Genomic DNA, 19077 nt, shown 5'->3' on the forward strand with positions numbered 1-19077 from the left:
ATCCTTTCGTCGTGCTGTTGATTCTGCCTTCCTATGACCTGTTCGGACTATTATGAGAAATGCTATACTTCCTCGACAATTCCTATTGCATTTTGCACTATATGCCTTCTTGCCGAAGTGATAGCATGTGCTTGTTGACGCCTTAACATTGCTTGTGCAATCTCGGACGAATACGCCAAATGCGATATTCTTGCTTCTGTAATCTCAATTCCTGCAATATCTAATCTTTGTTGTAACATTGACCGCAATTCATCTGAAATTTTATCAGAATTTTTACGTAAAGATTCCTCATTGCTCTCGCTGTCATACGGATAATTGCTCGCCAATTCTCTAATTACCGAGTCACTTTGTACAAAAACAAATTCGTGATAGTTGTTAACATTATAATACGCCTTCGCCGGGCTGTTCACTCTCCAAACAATTACTGCAGAAATCTCTATTGGACTTCCATTTGCATCATTCACTTTTATTTTTTCTGTGTTGATATTTTGAAATTTTAGAGAAATGACATGTTTGTTTGTAAATGGGATTGTGATAAACATTCCTGGTTTAAAATAAGTTCCAATATAATGACCAAAAAATTCTATCACTCTTGCTTCATTAGGATGATTGATAAAAAACCCTGTAGGTAAAATTATGAATAGGATCACGAATAGGATCACAAATGGGATTATTAATACTAAAGCAGTACCATCCATTGAAACCAGGCTATTGTGTATTAAAGCCAGAGTATCATACATCGCAAGTAGTGATAACGGTATTGCCATTAGTATTACCGCTAGTATTAATGCAGGAAAAAACCGAATTTGACTCAAATTTCTATCGTTTATCGTATTCTTATCCATATTGTCTTTAAACTTCTTTTTCACTTGAACCCTCTCTGTTGATCGTTTTATTTATCTTATTTACAAATAGTTTAAACTCTCTTAATTCATGATCAGGCAATTTTACTTCAGTTTTATGTGCTATCGTAAGCGGATCGATGTGTTTGCCGTTATATATAACTTCGTAATGTAAATGGGGTCCTGTTGCAACACCAGTGCTACCAACATAAGCGATGATCTGCCCCTGCTTTACTTTAGAGCCTAACTTTATATCGCCACTAAATCTACTTATATGCGCGTAACAGGTTGAATATTCATTTTTGTGTTTTATTTTGATGTAATTTCCATAGCCACCATTCTTTCCTATATATTCTATCACACCCTCTGCAGCAGCGTATATGGGAGTGCCAAGTTTAGCTGCATAATCCACTCCTTTGTGAAAAGCAATTTTACCGCGAACAGGATGCTTTCTATTGCCAAATTTTGAGGATATGCGATAATCTCCATTTAAAGGATTTGCAAAAATTTCGCCATTTTTTAAGCTTATTCCTTCTTTATTAAAATATCTTTCTTTGCCGTCTTGCGATTTATAATGATATAAACTAATAGCTTTCTTGTTTATTATCAGTGAAGCATATAAAATTTTTTCTTCAGTCTTCTGATTATTAGGCAATCTCTCAAAAAGAACCTCTAATTTACTCTTCGGCACAATGTCTTTTTTAAAATCAACACCGAAATCTTTATATATGTTGATTAATTTCACCACTGTATTTGGCGCCAACCCTTCCATGGCAAAAAAGGAAGATTTTATGGTACTGGATATGAATAACAACTTTCTATCACTTTCTGTCGTCAAAGTAGCTTTTTTTTTTCTGATTCCATGCTGGAATGGCTGTGCAAGATCTGTTGATGTTTCAGCGGTATATAACGGTAAGATAAAGAGCAGCATAAATACAATCAGCTTCATCATTTAAACAGCATCAACAAAAGTAAAATTACCTTCCACATACTGTACATCGTCGTTATCTTCTAGTTCTTTAACCAATGCAGATAATTTATCAATCAACTCTTTATCACTAATTTCAACTAGATCCTTTGGTTGCCACGAAAGACGAGCAAGTTCTGGTTCTCCGAATTTTGCATAAAAGGCATCGCGTACTTTACCAAAATCTTTTATTTCACAAGTTATAACGTGTAATCCTTCTTTGTCATTTTCCTCAATATTCAATACTTCTAATTCGATTCCATGACTGAATAAATCATCAAAATTCACACCCTCTGCTTTATAGACAATTAAACCTACATGATCAAAAAGGTAACTAACACTTCCTGTTTCTCCCAAGTTTCCACCCTTGCGAGAAAATATATACCGTACCTCAGAAGCAGTACGGTTGCGGTTATTAGTCAAGGCATGGACAATGAGTGCAGTGCCAGAAGGCCCATGACCTTCATATTGGATTTCTTCGTAATTTTCTCCAGCAACGTTACCAGTTGCATTTTTTATTGCTGTTTCTATTTTATCTTTTGGTAGATTTTCCTTGCGTGCAGCAAATATAGCAGAGCGAAGGTGCGGGTTGAGTTCGGGATCGGGTAACCCTTGCTTTGCAGCAACTGTTATTTCTCTAATCAGCTTCGTAAATTTTTGAGAGCACTTTGCATCCTGAGCACCTTTCCGGTGTTTTATATTTGAAAATTGTGAATGACCAGCCATATTCAAATAGTTAAAAACCTAAATTATATATCAAAGCATAGAAAAAGCTAAAGCAAATTTTCAAGCCTCTGGCTTGGCATCTTGCAGGTTTTCTGCTAATAACATACTTTCATACTGCTCAGCTTCCCAATTAAGGCCAAGAGCTGAATGGGCTGCTACTAAATAGTTAATAGACTTAGAAAAATATTTAGAATCTTTATAGCTTGCCATATTCTGGAAACGCTTAATTGCTGCTAAATATTCACCACGCCTCAGGTAAAATTTACCGATAGAGTACTCTTTTGTTGATATATGCTCTGTGATCAGCTTTGCTTTTTCCTTCATCTCGTCTACATATTCGCTGCCTGGAAAGAGATTAATGTACTCAGTGGCTAGCTCTAAAGTTTTATATGCAGTTTGCTGTCCAAGTTGCACTTTATTAATTTGCATGTAATAAGATAATACTCTTAAGTAGTATACATATGGTAAATCTTCACCATTTGAATAAACATATATATAATCAGCCATATCACTTGCAGCACTGCTATAGTTACCCATATTATAGTGAGAGACCCCAGATAATAATTTTGCTTTCATTGCCCAATAAGAAAAAGGATACAAATCCTCTATCTTATGAAATGCCCTAATAGCTTGTTTATATTTTTTCTGGTCAAAAAGTTCAACTGCTTCTTCATATAGTTCAGTTTCAGTTTTTTCAAGATCATCCGCATACGATTGTGTAAAGGAGCAAATTAGGAAAATAAAGCACGTGATTAAAGTCTTATACATAAGATTTTTTTCGATCAAAATAAAGTATAGACCTAAATATTACTTAAATAAATAAATAAATTTCTTAGGCAACAGCCGGTCCTTCTTCTTTATAACTACGGTCAGAACTACCTGCATTTCTTGATTCACCTCGTCCTTCCACTTTTGGATCTTTCAGCGTCTTACTGTAGGAATGTATAGTTAAGACCTGTACAGCCATAAAAATTGCAATACCTACCAAGCCTAAAGTAGGTCCAACAGCAGGATTTAAGGACGATGCTAATGCTATTAACATTATCCTTCTTATTAAAAATACAGAAGAACCAGCAAGCGCCAATCCGGCTACAGATATATTGCTAGTTTTCTTGCTAGATTTCTCATCAAGATCAGACTTTTCTGTTTCCTTTTTCTTATTTTTTTCATGCTTATCAATATAAGAAACAAGAGTTGCAAGAAAAGCAATTGCATTGGCAAGAAATAAAATTGCATCCTCTGCTGCTTCAAGTGAAGATGTTTCACCCATTATCATACCTACAATAACCAGTGCAGTTGTTATAGCCTCAATATAGATCAAACACTGACCTATATCAGAAATATTGTGCTCTTTTTCCTTTACTTCCTCTCTATTTTCAATAATCTCCAACTCTCGTTCTTTTTGTGCTATCTTCCTATTATTGTAAATTAAATATAGCGTACAAATAAGAGATAAGACTGTAAAAGGTAATATAGTGTGGCTTAGCGCGCCACTTATCACGCCAAGTAATACCTGATCGCTATATGTTTTTTCCAGTTCAATCGCCATCAGCAATGTAAATGGGACCATTGTTGCCAATGATGCACATTTTCTATATAGCTCTCTTTTTTTTAGTGCTAATAGTTCTTGTTCTAGCCTTTCTCTTTTGACTTCTTTATCAACTGTTGGCCAAAAATCCCAAAAAAACTCTTCTAATGGTTCAAAATCTCTTTTTTTCTTATTCTTTCCTGGAACCTTTTTAGTAGAAGAAAATTTGCCACTAGGTATTTTCATAATATTAACCTAATTAGTTGTAAGTTAATATAATTATACACCTTTTTGCTTTCTGAGTCAATATCACTAAGATATTAACTACTCTTGTCTATTAACTATTTCCTAGGAGATTTAATCAATCTGTTTGATGCCGGCTAGGATATAATTATAGCCTGACCACATAGTTATAATAGCTGCAACCCATAAACAAATCGCACCTGTATATTGAATCATATAATAATCGTTCATTATTAGCACTACTACAGCAACCATCTGTAGAAATGTTTTAATTTTTCCAGCTTTGCTTACAGGTAGACTAACATTTGTAGCTATCAAAAACTCCCGCAAACCCGAGACTAATATCTCCCTACAGATGATGATAATCGATGGTACTATTGTAAAATCATTTATCTTCTGCTTATAAACTAGCATAATTATCGTTGAAACCACTATTAATTTATCAGCAATTGGATCAAATAGCTTGCCAAATTTTGATTGGACTTTCCACGCACGCGCCAAGTAACCATCAAAAAAATCCGTAATGCACGCAAATACAAAGATTGATATTGTTATCAGGCCTGCATATTTATTTTCTATATAAAAACTTAATATTATTGCTGGTACTGCAAGCGCACGAGAAATTGTAAGCAAATTAGGCACGTTTTTCTTAAGCATGTAATACCATTCTACGTAGTAGGTAAACTTATACAGAAGTACACCAGAGTTCACAAGCTAATAGTTTACAATTGAACATTTATAAAAACTCCATATACTTAAAAAATACAAGCTTAAAATATAAGGATGTAATGATGAACGATGATTTAGATAGTACCACAAAACAAGAGGCACTTAATTATCACAGTAGAGGTGGTAAACCTGGTAAAATTTCAATCATGCCAACAAAACCTTTATCTACCCAGTATGATTTGTCACTTGCTTATTCCCCTGGCGTTGCAGCTCCGTGCCTTGAAATAGCTAAAAATCCTGAGGTTGTTTATGATTATACGGCAAAAAGCAACTGTGTTGCTGTCATTTCAAATGGCACTGCAGTGCTTGGACTTGGTAATATCGGTCCTCTTGCTGCAAAACCTGTCATGGAAGGCAAAGCTGTTTTATTTAAGCGTTTTGCTGATATTGATGCAGTTGATATAGAAGTTGGTACAGAAAATATAGAAGATTTTATCAATGCAGTAAGGTACCTTGGGCCAAGTTGGGGGGGGATAAATTTAGAGGATATAAGATCTCCCGATTGTTTTATAATAGAGAAACGTCTGAATGAACTGATGGATATTCCAGTGTTCCATGATGACCAGCATGGAACTGCAGTGGTTGTTGCAGCTGGTATAGAAAATGCTCTTGATATTGTCGGAAAGAAATTAGAGGACGTTAAGATCATTATGAATGGTGCTGGAGCAGCCGGTATTGCATGTTTAGAAATACTAAAGTCCATGGGCGCTAAAAATATAGTGCTGTGTGATAAGCAAGGAGTAATATACAAAGGTAGAAACGAGTACATGAATGAGTGGAAGGAAAAATATGCAATTGATACTTCCGAACGTTCTCTACTTGATACAATAAAAGGCGCTGATGTATTCATCGGACTATCTGCAAAAGATGTGTTAAATGAAGAGATGTTAAAGAGTATGGGCAAAGACCCGATTATTTTTGCTCTTGCCAATCCCGATCCAGAAGTAAGGCCTGAGTTTGCAAAATCTGTGAGGCCAGATGCAATAATTGCAACTGGTAGGTCAGATTACAACAACCAAGTCAACAACGTAATGGGTTTTCCTTATATATTTAGAGGGGCACTTGATGTACATGCAACAACAATAAATGATGAAATGAAAATTGCAGCTGCAGATGCAATAGCAAAGCTTGCCCGTGAGCCAGTACCAGGTGAGATATCTGCAGTCTATGGCGGTCGTAAAATGGGCTATGGACGTGAATATATAATACCTACTCCATTTGACCCAAGATTAATTTCTATAGTAGCTCCTGCTGTTGCAAAAGCCGCAGTTGATTCAGGTGTTGCAAGAAAGGCAATACAAGATTGGAGTAAATATGAAAATCAATTAAAATCTCGTCTTTCTAATGTTCTCAGTACGCTGAATTTACTATCTTCACATATGTAATTTATTGGATAAAGTTAAAAGTGATAAACCAACCCAAACTCTAAGCCATATATGCCAAACCTATTGGTAATGGTTGCAGTTGTTGATTCAACACGTGCAGTTTTATCAACTTCACTTCCTCCACCGGCAGGAATATATCCTTCACCAGCTAGTATCTTTATTCCTGGTACAATATCTTTAAATTGGTTATCAAGGATACCAAAATAGCGTAAACCAGCAAATGCTTGAGTTTGTGCTGTAAGTTGGTGATTGATACCAAGTTTTGCTTGGTAAGCCAAGGCATATCTGGTTTTTCCTAGAAATTTAACCCTAGTTACACCTGCACCAATACCAACATATGGGGTGAATGGCATTTTTACTATATTAAAATCACGATATACATTGACCATTCCAGCTAAGTTATTAAAACCTTCATTTTTCATCTTAAATGCAGCTCTGAACTCTGCTTCAACACTACAATTTTCTTGAATGTGAATATCAACCTTTCCACTTCTCCAAGGTGAATTGCATTCCGCTCCAGTAGACGCATCATTGTGACGACGAAGTTCAATATATCTTGCTTTTTTCTTATCTGAATAATCTTCATCATATAAGTTAGTCTGAGAATATAAGCCTTCAAACTCAACTCTCATATTTTTGAATAAATACCCTATTGCAGCACTACCGGCAAACCCTGGAACATATTTAGGACTGTATCCAGCTTCAATTCGCTCCTTCTTATTAAAACTAAAAACCCCCTCTGTTATATTGTCACCTGCATCTTCTTTTCCTTCTAGAGAACCTATTGCATTGAAGAATGCTCCAAAATAGTTAGCTTTGATGTAAACATTCTCTAAGTTATTTATTTTATCATCGTAAGATAAGCACCTAAATGAAAAAGTTAGCAAAACCAAAGATATGTGAATTTAAATCTTTCACCCACCACAAAGCCTCCCTGCATAACTTGTCATTCCATTATTATAGTATGCTTCTATTTTTTATGATAGCAACTTTTTATTGCGCTCAATCGTTTTAGATTTATAATGAAAGTATTGTAATTTAAAGCAAATCAATGACTATTGCAATTCACGAATTAGAGAGGATCATCAAACAATCGTTCCCCGACGCTGATATAAAGATTCATGATCTTGCTGGAGATGATGACCATTATCATTTAAAAATAAACTCCAAGTGTTTTCTTGGAAAGACAAAAATAGAACAGCATAAAATGGTATATAAAGCTCTGGAAGGTCAGTCTATACATGCCTTGCAACTGGAAACTAATACTTAAAAATAAGGTGAATTTATGAGCAATTTTGAACAAATAAAAAAAGATATAACAGAAAATGATGTGGTATTGTATATGAAAGGCACTTCTGATTTTCCTCAATGCGGATTCTCTGGACTCGTCGTGTCAATCCTAAAAAAATTGAACGTGAAGTTTAAGTATATTAACGTGTTGGAGAATGATGAAATACGTGAATCTATAAAAAAGTTTTCTGATTGGCCAACAATTCCACAATTATATATAAAGGAAGAGTTTATTGGTGGTTGCGACATCACTCGCGAGATGTACGAAAAAGGCGAACTGCAAAGTTTATTGAAGGAAAAAAAAATTATTGCGGAATAAGTACCAAAAAACCAGTGCCCAGACGCTGGATAACGTAGTATAGCTATGAAAAAGGATCTTATGTCTTAAATCGTATCCGTTCAGGGGAGCGGCAAAATAAGGTAGACAAAGCAAGATAATAATGTTGACGTTAACACTATTGTCAAGTTTACTGGCCTTTCTATTAGTGAGATTGAAGAATTAAGTGTGAGCGGTTACAAATAATTTACCATTTCTTCTGGTTTCACTATCCTTTCAAACTCTTCCTCAGTGAGCAGTTGAAGTTTTGCTGCTGCTTCTTTTAGAGTGATATTTTCTTTATAAGCAAGCTTCGCTATTTTTGCTGCATTGTCGTACCCTATATGCGTATTTAATATAGTGACCAACATCAACGACTGATTCAGTAAATCTTTTATCCTCTCTTCATTTGCTTTAATACCAACTACACATTTTTCTGTAAAATTTAAACTTGCGTCAGCTAAAAGTCTTATAGACTGCAAAACATTGTAAATTATCACTGGCTTAAACACATTCAATTCAAAATGACCGTTTGAACCACTAATGGTTACAGCAACATGATTTCCCATAACTTGAGTGCATACCATAGTCACCGCTTCACACTGAGTTGGATTCACTTTACCTGGCATAATTGAAGAACCGGGCTCATTTTCCGGTAACATTATTTCCCCAATTCCGCATCTTGGACCAGAACCAAGCAACCTTATATCATTTGCAATTTTCATTAAACTGACTGCTACTGTATTGAGTGTTCCACTGAGCTCAACTAAAGCATCATTTGCTGCTAACGCTTCAAATTTATTGCCTGCTGAAGTAAATGGAAGGTTAGTAATTTCTGCAACTTGGCTTGAAAAATCTTCAGCAAAACCCTTTTTAGTATTGAGTCCCGTGCCAACTGCAGTGCCACCTTGTGCAAGCTCATATATATCACTTAAAGTTGATTTTACTCTCTCTATCCCCTTTTTAATCTGGACTGCATAGCCAGAGAACTCCTGTCCTAGTGTTAGGGGCGTTGCATCTTGCAGATGAGTACGTCCTACTTTTATTATATCTTTAAATTCCTGAACCTTATTATCCAGCACCTTATGCAATTTTTCAAGATTTGGAATAAGCAAGCGGTTTATCTGGTCTGCTGCTGCTATATGCATTGCTGTTGGAAAGGTGTCATTTGACGACTGACCATAATTCACATGATCATTTGGATGTATTGGAGATTTACTACCCAAATTACCACCTAAAATCTCTATTGCACGATTGCTGATCACTTCATTCATATTCATATTAGTCTGCGTTCCGGATCCGGTTTGCCAAACAACAAGCGGAAATTCATTATTAAATTTGCCATCTATTACTTCCCTCGCGGCTGTGCAAATTGCGTCCCCTACCCTATCATCTATAACACCATGTTTCATATTAACACGCGCTGCTGCAAGTTTTACTATTGCTAATGCTTTAATCAGAGGCTCTGGCATTTTTTCTGTGCCAATCTTAAAATTTTCTAAAGAACGCTGAGTCTGCGCTCCCCAGTAATGTTCACTTGGTACTTTTACTTCCCCTAAGCTGTCTGATTCTATTCTCGTCTTTCTATCCATATTTTCCTCCTGGTGTTATGCAAACTGGTTCACTACATAATTTTTTCATGCCTACTTCTTGGTTAATTAAATCATACTAGATCCAAGTAGTCAAGTGTACGAACATTGCAATTTTCAGGTAACTTGCATGGTAGATGCAAGTAGCTGACACTGATTCACTTTATGATGGTGTCATTCCAGTCTGGAATCCAGCCTTTTCATAATCATCAAAACGTTGTATTTTAACATAAAACGGCTACTTTTATGCTTACCAACTTAATAAAATTCCTGGATCCCAGTGTTTGGGCACTGGGATGACACCCTTCTGGTGGACTCAAATCACGATGTTTGCACAGCTGTACGCTTAGTTCTGGTTGCACGCTACCATTCTTGTACATCCATAAATAGAAAATTTACGCTTTAAAAGGATCATATACATCGATTTCCTTAGAATTACTCTTTTTCAATTTTTCACTTAATAATCTTAAAATAGGCTGTAAATCACCATTAATTGATAAGCACAGCACTTCTTTATTGAGATAATTAGCTAGGTGATTCTTCTTTTCCAGAATTTCTGCTTCCCTCAATAAGTCGCATTTGTTTAATACTACAATCTCTTCTTTTTCAACAAGATCACTATTGTAAAGTTCCAATTCATTATGGATACACCTATAAGCCGAAACAACGTCATCGTGAGTTACATCGATTAAATGAAGTAAAATTTGACACCTTTCTATGTGCTTTAAAAATTTATGCCCGAGCCCAACTCCAAGGTGAGCATCAGTAATTATTCCAGGAATATCTGCTATTACAACTTCGCTATCATCCACTTTTGTCACACCTAAGTGGGGTCTTACGGTGGTAAATGGATAATCGCCTACTTTTGTATCGGAATTTGAGCAGCGAGTCAAAAATTTTGATTTACCTGCGTTTGGCATGCCAATAATTCCAACATCTGATAAAACTTTTAGTTTTAATAATACATGTTTTTCTTCGCCAGGCTGACCGTAAGTAAAATGTCTTGGTGCCTTATTAGTAGAAGATTTAAAATTAGTATTTCCAAGTCCACCTTTTCCACCCTGTGCTACTTGAAATTCCATACCAGGCTTGTCAAGGTCTACTATTATCTCTTCACTTTCTTCATCAATTATTTGTGCACCGACTGGAACTTTAAGTATAACGTCTTTCCCTGCTGTGCCAGATCTATCCCTGCCTGCACCATTTTTTCCACTATCTGCTTTAATGTGTCTTCTATAACGAAAATGAAGCAAAGTGTTGAGATTAGCGTCGCTGATGAAAACTATGTTTCCACCCTTTCCTCCATTACCACCATTTGGACCACCAAATTCAACGAACTTTTCTCGACGAAAACTTGCACAGCCATCACCACCGTCACCGGCTTTTAAACACAATTTTACTTCGTCTATAAAACCCATGCTAACCCACGATAATATTTAGCATCCTTTCCTAATGTGCTTTCTATTCTGATTAGCTCGTTATACTTCGCAAGCCTATCAGAACGCGATAGCGATCCGGTTTTTATTTGCCCGCAATTTGATGCAACTGCTATATGAGATATTGTTATGTCTTCTGTTTCACCTGAGCGGTGAGAAATCACAGCTTTGTAGCCATTTGATTTTGCCATTTCAATTGCAGCAAAAGTTTCTGTTAACGTCCCTATTTGATTTGGCTTGATCAGTACAGCATTTGCCATTTTTTCTTCTATTCCTTTGCCTATTAGTTCACAATTTGTAACAAATAAATCATCCCCAACCAATTGAATTTTACTCCCCAATTTTGCAGTAAGTAATTTCCAACCTTCATAGTCGTCTTCACTCATTGCATCTTCTATAGAAATTATTGGATATTTTTCCACAAGGTCACAATAGTATTCAGTCAATTCTTTTGAAGTAAGTCCCTTACTTTCAAATTCGTAAATTCCATCTTCATAAAAAGTAGATGAAGCAACATCAAGGCCTAGTGCAAAATCACTTTGCGCTGAATAACCTGCTGATTCTATAGCGTATATGATCAAATCAAGTGCTTCTTCAGTACTTTCAATATTTGGTGCAAAACCACCTTCATCCCCTACATTTGTGCTATAACCTTTTTTCTTAAGAATGCTACGTAAGTTGTGGAATACCTCCGCAGATATTCTAATCGCTTCGCTGAAAGTCTCAGCACCGACCGGAAGAATCATGAATTCTTGGAAATCGAGCTTATTGTCTGCATGTACTCCACCATTAATTATGTTAATGAGTGGAACCGGCATAACACTCGTCTGCTTTCCTCCCAAATATCTATATAGCGGCATTTTGAAACTGTTTGCTGCTGCTTTTGCAACTGCAAGAGACACACCCAAAGTTGCATTTGCTCCAAGTTTTGATTTGTTTTTTGTTCCATCCAGTTCAATTAATGCTTTATCAATTGCATTTTGGTCCGCTGCATTCATTCCAATGATTTCATCTGCTATTATCCCATTTACAGCTTGAACAGCTTTCAGCACTCCCTTACCACAATACCTTTTCTCATCTTGGTCCCTGAGTTCCAAGGCTTCTAATTTACCGGTTGAAGCTCCAGAAGGTACAGATGCCCTGCCTATTGCACCATCACAGAGCTCAATTTCTACCTCAATAGTGGGGTAACCCCTGCTATCTAAAATTTCTCTTGCAAATACGTTATTGATTATCTTATTCATTACATTAAACCTTAACTTCCGCAATAAGTGCTGCAGTTTCCTTTGCCAATTTAGCTATATTACTACCAGCACCAATAAATAATACTATATCACTTGGACTTGTCGAATCACTAATAAAATGTGAAATGAGCAAAGCATCATTCATAATTTTTGTGTTATTAAATCCATTACTGATTAAAGCTTTTTGTATATCATCAATCCCACAACCAGGAATAGGCTTGTCTTCTGGGGGATGAACAGGAGTGAGGATGACATAATCAAACATCATGAAAATTCGTATGAATTCATCAAAAAAATTACGAATGCGGGCAAAACGAAGTGGTTCGATAATTCCTATTACTTTTCCTTTAGTAATCGAACGTGCAGCCGTTAAAGTTGCATATATTTCATTTGGATGATGGGCATAATCCTCAATTAACTTAACACCTTTAATATCGGCAATCAAAGAGAATCTTCTTGCTACTCCTTGAAATTCCAAAAGGCCTTTTTTAATATCTGCATCGCTAATTCCGAGCTTTACCGCAACTGATATTGCAGCTAGGGCGTTGCTTACTTTGTGAATTCCAATTGCATTTGATAGTACTATGTTTTTTAAAGGGCTGGATCCCAGTGTCACGCACTGGGATGACATCTCTGTACACTTTCCTTTTGTCATTCCAGCACGTAATGCTGGAATCCAGTTGTTCAACACATCAAATTCTATGCTGTTAGCATGCTGTTTAATGTTGCTGGCTCTTATGCTACCATTCTCAAACCCAAACGTTATAGAATTACCCGCATCATAATCGATGTCTACAGAATCAGGTAAAACTGCAGAACCTGCATTATTCACGAATTGGGAAAATGCATTTTTGATATTATCAAATGTGCCGTAATAATCTATGTGGTCATTGTTGATACTTGTTATGACAGCAATCTTTGCAGGGATTTTTAGCATAGTTCCATCAGACTCATCAGCCTCGATCAGAAAAGTGTCACTCCCTCCAAGTTTGAAGTTGCTCTTATAGGAATTTAATATCCCTCCTACAGTTACAGTCGCATCAATGCCAGAATGATCAAAAATGGAAGCAATCATAGCGGTTGTTGTTGTCTTTCCGCTTGAACCTGAAACCGCTATCACATATTTATCTCTTAAAAGTTCAGCAAGCATGTCTGATCTATGCAAAACGATTTTATTGTTATTTTTTGCCGCAATTAACTCCACATTATCAGATTCTATCGCAGAAGAATATACAACTATTTGAGCTTGGCTTATATTATCAGCATTGTGACCAATGTAAACTTCTATACCCAGCTTTTGTAATCTATCTACATTGTTGTTTGACTGCGCATCACTGCCTTGAACTTTGCAATTGGAATTGTGAAGAATTTCAGCAATGGCACTCATTCCGATTCCACCTATACCAATAATATGTATTATTCCTTTTTGAGTTTTGTTAATATTTAGCAGTAGATGTTTACTCATTACTAAATTTATTATAGTATAATTTAAAATCCTCATAGTATCGAACCCTCTTACCGAATACAATGATAAAAAACCTAACCTTTCTATGTCTAATATTTGTTTTGATAAGTAGCTGCAGTTTTAGCAACAGGTTTAACTGCACTGCAGGTCATTATAAAATTGGCAGCAGCTACACAATAAATGGTATAACTTATTATCCAAAAAACTGTAAACACTATGAAGAGATAGGGATAGCATCGTGGTATGGAATAGAAGATCATGGCACACTTACAGCAAATGGTGAAGCGTTTAACCGTCACTTGATCTCTGCAGCGCATAAGACTTTGCCCTTACCCTGCTTTGTTCTTGTCACTAATTTAGAAAATGGAAGAAAGCTTGTTACAAGGGTTAACGATAGAGGGCCTTTTATTGAAGGCAGAATAATAGACTTATCAGAAAAAGCAGCTCAAGTCTTAGGATTTCATAAATCTGGGCTTGCAAAAGTAAAAGTTCAATACCTAAGAAAGATGTCAGAACAATTGATACAAAATACTCCTCATTACAGAAAGCAATATGAAAAAGAAATGCAGAAACGTCATCCGAAACAAGACAGTGCAGAAAGTAAGGGATATGTTGCATTTTTTAAAAGTGCTCAGGCTGCTAAATCAGCTGCATCAAAGCTTCGCAATCAAGGAATAAAAAATGTTAGATTGCTTTTTAAGAACGATCAATATTGCGTGAAAGTGAGTTATAGGTAGTGGTGAGTGCAGAATTTGAAAGATTTGGTTAATGTAAGGAACGCTGGCTAACTATTGTAAGTTAAAAATGTGATATAAAAAAGATATCAACAATTTATAGCTATACCACCGCGATATCTCTTAGCCGCTAACACGTAGCGGAATGACGAGCTTATCGTCACGCCACCGCTAACCGTCATACCGCGATTTATTCGCGGTATCTCAGCCGCTAACACGTAGCGAAATGACAGCAATCCTACGTCATGTCGCCGCTAACCGTCATACCGCGATTCATTCGCGGTATCTCAGCCGCTAACAAGTAGCGGGATGACGAGCTTATCGTCATCCCACCGCGAACCGTCATGCCGCGATTCATTCGCGGTATCTCAGCCGCTAACAAGTAGCGGGATACTTGACCTTTACAGGAATGACAGTTGTCGTTTAGCTATAAATATTAAGAAATTTACCAAATGAAAAAAAAGGCAAAGAAACCCTAGGGTAGCTAGTATTCAAATTCTCCCTTGTCTATTTGACGTCTTTTACTGTCTTAAACACTTTATAAGCGCGTTTCGTCTTGTATAGGTAGAAACCTAAAAGTTTTATAAAGACATGAGGTGCACATAGTGCAAAAAATTAAGCATGATTTACGCCAAATACATTAAGTTTTTTGTCATTAATCCACTGCAGAGATTGCGAAGATAAATAAATAGCTTCAGTTTCATGATAAGAGGGCTGGCGGAGTTTGTCAAGTAAGTTTTTCGTTTCATCCAATGCGCTGCCAAAAGTTTGTTATGCAAGAATGCACTAGCCATTTCTCACAGATTCATTTAAACTTAATCAAGTAGGAGTATTATTAACGCGAAAAGAGTTTAATTAGAGATTTAAGTGATATGGCGCGTGAGGAAGATATAAACCAATTAGTAGAAAATGGATTTGATATTAACTCAAAAGATGCAAGTGGAATCACTCTCTTGCATAAGTTCACAAAAGAAGGCGATTTAGTTGGAGTAAAGTCATTACTAGAGCACGAAGCTGATTTCAATGTCGTAGACAACGAAAATAGAAACCCTCTGCATTACGCCATTATGCATGGACACAAGAAAGTTGCTAAACTTTTTGTTAACCAACTGACAATTAATTCCAAGGATAAAAATGGATTCACTCCACTGCACCTTGCTGCACTACAAGATGACACGGAATTAATAGATTTTTTGATAACAAAAGGCGCAAAAATTAATGAAAAAGATGTCAAAGAGGGCTATACTCCTCTTCATATAGCTTCACTATACGGTTCTAAAAAAAGTGTTCAAATTTTAATTGATAGCGGAGCAAATCTCGAATGTGAAGATAACAATTTTCGTACTCCTTTGTTTTTAACCATTTATCAATGCACTGCACATTATGACAGCAGAGCAGAAATTATAGAATATCTGATAAAGAAAGGTGCAAATATAGAAGCCAAAGATGCAGAAAATAACACTACGCTTTTCCTAGCAGCGTATAACAACAAAATGCAAATAGTAAAACTTATTGCAAAAAAACAGCAAGCAAGTAACGATAAAATTAAACTTAAAGAGTTTTTTTGCACAAAAAACAACCATGGTTTTGATGCGTTAGATTGCGCTATTGAGCATAATAATAGAAAAATGGTAACATTTCTTGTTTCAAAGGGAATAGAAGCAAACGATCAAGATTTTAATGGTAACGCTAGGCTGCATAAAGCTAGCCATAATGGTAACACTAAAACAGTTAAGCTCTTATTGAAGCTTAAGGTAAACGTTAATGCTGTTACTAAATGTAACAGAACTCCCTTGCTACTCGCAGTTAAAAAAGGCCATACACAAATTGTGAAAATGTTATTGGAAGTTAGAGCCAATATGAACATTTGTGAGCAACAAGGTTTTGCACCTCTACATCTTGCTGTTCAAAAGGATTATTTTGATATAGCTCAGTTGTTAACAGAAAAAGGTGCAGACCTTAACATTAAGTGCAATAACGGTCATACCGCAATAGATATGTTCATTAGCAAGGCTCATAGCAAAAAAAACATCGAAGAAAATTACAAAAAATTTTGTAGATTTTTGATGCTTTACCTGAAAGAGCTACATAGTAAACACAAAGCCTGTTGTATACTTTCAACCCTAGCTCTAAGCTTAACAATTATAGGCTTACCATTTATTTTCAAGCCTATTATTAAATACAGAGAAAGAAGTAAAATATATAAAAAAATTAGGGCTATGCTGGTCTACATTTAAGTACAAGAAGAGTATACAAAAAATACATAGCCAAAGCTAATACACGACAATTATCTGCTCGATGAAAATGAGATTAAATACATTTTTAATATTTTTATAGAAATCTATTAGTATAGATTTTGTATGCTGTTCTAATGGCTATTTTTAAATGCTTAATACTCCTCTTCATTATTTCTTGCACACATCTACCTACCAAGCAATATCCTATTAACATAGACAATTATAAGCACGATTATCCGTTGCAACAATATAACACCTCTTTGGAGATTAATGAACCGGCAATACCAGAAATTATGCCTTTACCAATAGAGTTTCCCGATCTCACAATCAGTAATCAGCTTATTTCTATTAATGTTAGTGAAGAAGTATCAGTAAAGGATTTGCTGATTGAGATAGGAAAACTTTCTGACGTTAACTTGGATATGGACCCAAAAATATCAGGTAATATTATTTTAAAGCTAAAAGATAAGGATATAAACGAAGTAATTCAGAGTATAGCAAATAGCGCCAAACTGCGTTACTCAACAAGTAATGGTGTAATTAGAATTGAGCAGGACTTGCCATACGCACAAAATTATTACGTAGACTTCATCAATATTCAACATTCTGCTCAAAGCAGTTTCGTCATTAATAACAATATTACTAACAGTGATGGAAGTAACGTTGATAGGGACTATAACAATGTTATGAAGTCTCAATACAGTAGTGACTTATGGAATTCATTAGAAAAAGGCTTGAATGCAATAATGGATGTTAACGGGGTGGATGATGGCGAATTCCTTTCATCCAACAGAGAAGCTGGTGTTATTATTTTGAATGCTAGAAAAGATATCCACAAAGCTGTTGAAGAATATATTAATAAGGTTAAGAAGTTAGCGTCTTCTCAAGTAATGATAGAGGCAAAAATAGTTGAAGTTGTGCTAGATGACAAATACCTTTCTGGTATGAACTTAAATGACTTACAAGATGGAACTAAGTCTATAATAAATCAAGATAACTCCATTATTAACCTAGCAATGAACTTTGGTGCAAATGATCTAGGAGATTTAGTAAAAAATTTAGACAAATTTGGCACTTCAACTGTAATTTCAAGCCCCAGAGTACATGCTATAAATAATCAGCAAGCGATGATTTCATTTACTAAAAACCATATTTATTTTACCTCCGATATACAAAAAGATACTAGAAACTCTAATCAGACCTTAATTACCAAGATGAATAGCGTCCCAATAGGTGTTGTGCTAATAATCCACCCAAGCATTAACATTGATACTAGTGAAATATTCATGGATATACATCCAACTTTATCAAGAATTAACGGCTACACTAAAGATCCAGATATAGAGTACGTCGCACAGCAGAGTAAAATGAAATTAAATAGCGACATTCCAATTGTTGAAATCAGAGAAATGAACTCTATGTTAAAAATTAAGAGCGGTGAAATTATGGTAATCGGCGGGCTTATAGAACATAGAGAAGATAAGCAAAGCTTATTGCATCAGAAATCAAAAAGGCTAGCGAATAATATTAGAACAGTAGAAACTGTCATTTTTTTAAAAGCAACAATCGTACCAACATTTGGTTTGTTAGATAGAAAAGATAAGAATTTATATATATATTAAATTATCACTAAAAATTAAATATCAAACCAACTTCAATATTGTGAGTAGATATGTCATCTGCAACAGGTATCGGAACGCTAAAGTAACGATAGCCGAGAAAGGTTTTGATTTCTGGGATTATTGAATAATCAACACCAAGTTTTATTTGATAAGCAAACCAAGGAACATTCAGTGGCATTGAATTTTGGGGTGACCCATTAATCCTTTTTAATCTAAAAACTGTTGGTCCTATACCAAGACCGATGTACGGAGCAAATTGTGTATCCTGAACGCTGGGATTATAATAGAAGTTTAACAAAAACGCAAATATACTTGCTGATTTATCAAATACCGGAGGAGAATTACTATCTTCAATATTGGCTATAGAATACGCGGCTTCAAAATCAATTTTACCATTTTCTCCAGCATAGTAACCTAAAGACATGCTGCTAAACCACTGGAAATCAATTTTACCATCAAATTGCTGTATACTTTTAATTTCATCTGCCACTATATTTTTTATTATAAAACCATAATGACTTTCAACTAAAGTTAGGACTCTTTTTCCTATTTCTTGTATACCCTTTACAAATATTTCTGAATTATCATGGTATACCTTACCACCGTTAGCGCTAACATAAAAATCAAGTTTTTTTGATTTTTCTTTTGTAGGCTCAGCTTGATCTGCAATACGTGACCACATATTTTTCTGATCAGCTACTTGGAAAACAGAAGGTGGACTACT

At 35.5% G+C, this 19077-nt stretch carries 20 protein-coding genes; 6 read left to right on the plus strand and 14 right to left on the minus strand.

The annotated features are described in order from the left end of the window. Nucleotides 1-62 precede the first annotated feature (62 nt). The 6 genes from ACIPNH_RS04335 to pgsA form a co-directional block, all read right to left on the minus strand. Entirely contained in the window at nt 63-845 is a 783-nt protein-coding gene (locus ACIPNH_RS04335) for an SPFH domain-containing protein (RefSeq protein WP_400771932.1), read from the minus strand. 7 nt (nt 846-852) lie between these two features. Then, the gene (locus ACIPNH_RS04340) at nt 853-1791 is read right to left on the minus strand and encodes a M23 family metallopeptidase (protein WP_400771934.1); all 939 of its coding nucleotides are present in this window, start codon (nt 1789-1791) and stop codon (nt 853-855) included. A gap of 3 nt (nt 1792-1794) precedes the next feature. Further along, on the minus strand, nt 1795-2535 hold the full coding sequence (locus ACIPNH_RS04345; protein WP_400771916.1) for a YebC/PmpR family DNA-binding transcriptional regulator: 741 nt from the start codon (nt 2533-2535) through the stop codon (nt 1795-1797). 60 nt (nt 2536-2595) lie between these two features. Further along, nucleotides 2596-3303 carry an outer membrane protein assembly factor BamD gene (locus ACIPNH_RS04350; RefSeq protein ID WP_264724257.1) on the minus strand — a complete coding sequence of 236 codons (708 nt, stop codon included), beginning with the start codon at nt 3301-3303 and terminating at the stop codon, nt 2596-2598. A 64-nt stretch (nt 3304-3367) separates the two neighbouring features. Beyond that, the gene (locus tag ACIPNH_RS04355) at nt 3368-4309 is read right to left on the minus strand and encodes a hypothetical protein (protein ID WP_400771917.1); all 942 of its coding nucleotides are present in this window, start codon (nt 4307-4309) and stop codon (nt 3368-3370) included. A 111-nt stretch (nt 4310-4420) separates the two neighbouring features. Beyond that, on the minus strand, nt 4421-4963 hold the full coding sequence (pgsA, locus tag ACIPNH_RS04360; RefSeq protein ID WP_400771918.1) for a CDP-diacylglycerol--glycerol-3-phosphate 3-phosphatidyltransferase: 543 nt from the start codon (nt 4961-4963) through the stop codon (nt 4421-4423). A 134-nt stretch (nt 4964-5097) separates the two neighbouring features. Between pgsA and ACIPNH_RS04365 the strand changes: the two genes are divergently transcribed. Beyond that, nucleotides 5098-6420: a malic enzyme-like NAD(P)-binding protein gene (locus tag ACIPNH_RS04365; protein ID WP_400771936.1), complete on the plus strand. Its 1323-nt coding sequence runs from the start codon at nt 5098-5100 to the stop codon at nt 6418-6420. Nucleotides 6421-6434: 14 nt separating this feature from the next. On the opposite strand, the gene ACIPNH_RS04370 is transcribed toward ACIPNH_RS04365, so the two are convergent. Further along, the gene (locus ACIPNH_RS04370; protein WP_400771919.1) at nt 6435-7307 is read right to left on the minus strand and encodes a P44/Msp2 family outer membrane protein; all 873 of its coding nucleotides are present in this window, start codon (nt 7305-7307) and stop codon (nt 6435-6437) included. Between the two features lie 164 nt (nt 7308-7471). Between ACIPNH_RS04370 and ACIPNH_RS04375 the strand changes: the two genes are divergently transcribed. Beyond that, nucleotides 7472-7690 (plus strand): BolA/IbaG family iron-sulfur metabolism protein, encoded by a 219-nt coding sequence (locus tag ACIPNH_RS04375; RefSeq protein WP_006280012.1) that lies wholly within the window; start codon nt 7472-7474, stop codon nt 7688-7690. A 15-nt stretch (nt 7691-7705) separates the two neighbouring features. Next, on the plus strand, nt 7706-8029 hold the full coding sequence (grxD, locus tag ACIPNH_RS04380) for a Grx4 family monothiol glutaredoxin (RefSeq protein WP_006280013.1): 324 nt from the start codon (nt 7706-7708) through the stop codon (nt 8027-8029). A 194-nt stretch (nt 8030-8223) separates the two neighbouring features. Here the strand turns inward: grxD and fumC are convergent, their stop codons facing one another. The 4 genes from fumC to murC form a co-directional block, all read right to left on the minus strand. After that, a complete protein-coding gene (gene fumC, locus ACIPNH_RS04385; RefSeq protein WP_077188081.1) occupies nt 8224-9618 on the minus strand; it encodes a class II fumarate hydratase in 1395 nt (464 codons plus the stop codon). A 392-nt stretch (nt 9619-10010) separates the two neighbouring features. Further along, entirely contained in the window at nt 10011-11033 is a 1023-nt protein-coding gene (gene cgtA / locus ACIPNH_RS04390) for an Obg family GTPase CgtA (RefSeq protein ID WP_400771922.1), read from the minus strand. Next, nucleotides 11021-12295 carry a phosphopyruvate hydratase gene (gene eno, locus ACIPNH_RS04395; protein WP_400771923.1) on the minus strand — a complete coding sequence of 425 codons (1275 nt, stop codon included), beginning with the start codon at nt 12293-12295 and terminating at the stop codon, nt 11021-11023. The genes cgtA and eno overlap by 13 nt, the downstream gene beginning before the upstream one ends. Before the next feature lie 4 nt (nt 12296-12299). Continuing rightward, on the minus strand, nt 12300-13796 hold the full coding sequence (gene murC / locus ACIPNH_RS04400) for a UDP-N-acetylmuramate--L-alanine ligase (protein ID WP_400771925.1): 1497 nt from the start codon (nt 13794-13796) through the stop codon (nt 12300-12302). Between the two features lie 26 nt (nt 13797-13822). On the opposite strand from murC, the gene ACIPNH_RS04405 reads away from it, so the two are divergent. Continuing rightward, nucleotides 13823-14497 carry a septal ring lytic transglycosylase RlpA family protein gene (locus tag ACIPNH_RS04405; protein WP_010082236.1) on the plus strand — a complete coding sequence of 225 codons (675 nt, stop codon included), beginning with the start codon at nt 13823-13825 and terminating at the stop codon, nt 14495-14497. Between the two features lie 86 nt (nt 14498-14583). Here the strand turns inward: ACIPNH_RS04405 and ACIPNH_RS04410 are convergent, their stop codons facing one another. Together ACIPNH_RS04410 and ACIPNH_RS04415 are read right to left on the minus strand one after the other, a co-directional pair. Further along, entirely contained in the window at nt 14584-14712 is a 129-nt protein-coding gene (locus tag ACIPNH_RS04410) for a hypothetical protein (protein ID WP_264374394.1), read from the minus strand. A 20-nt stretch (nt 14713-14732) separates the two neighbouring features. Next, the gene (locus tag ACIPNH_RS04415; protein WP_400771927.1) at nt 14733-14876 is read right to left on the minus strand and encodes a hypothetical protein; all 144 of its coding nucleotides are present in this window, start codon (nt 14874-14876) and stop codon (nt 14733-14735) included. Between the two features lie 490 nt (nt 14877-15366). On the opposite strand from ACIPNH_RS04415, the gene ACIPNH_RS04420 reads away from it, so the two are divergent. Together ACIPNH_RS04420 and ACIPNH_RS04425 are read left to right on the plus strand one after the other, a co-directional pair. Beyond that, nucleotides 15367-16731, plus strand: coding sequence for an ankyrin repeat domain-containing protein (locus tag ACIPNH_RS04420; protein ID WP_155968480.1), 1365 nt, complete (start codon nt 15367-15369; stop codon nt 16729-16731). Nucleotides 16732-16865: 134 nt separating this feature from the next. Then, a complete protein-coding gene (locus tag ACIPNH_RS04425) occupies nt 16866-18353 on the plus strand; it encodes a type II secretion system protein GspD (protein WP_015588942.1) in 1488 nt (495 codons plus the stop codon). 7 nt (nt 18354-18360) lie between these two features. On the opposite strand, the gene ACIPNH_RS04430 is transcribed toward ACIPNH_RS04425, so the two are convergent. Beyond that, nucleotides 18361-19077: P44/Msp2 family outer membrane protein (locus tag ACIPNH_RS04430; protein WP_400771930.1), on the minus strand; the 717-nt coding region annotated here is incomplete at its 5' end.

It is taken from the genome of Wolbachia endosymbiont of Drosophila barbarae, from assembly GCF_044752445.1.
Classification (GTDB): Bacteria; Pseudomonadota; Alphaproteobacteria; order Rickettsiales; family Anaplasmataceae; genus Wolbachia; species Wolbachia pipientis.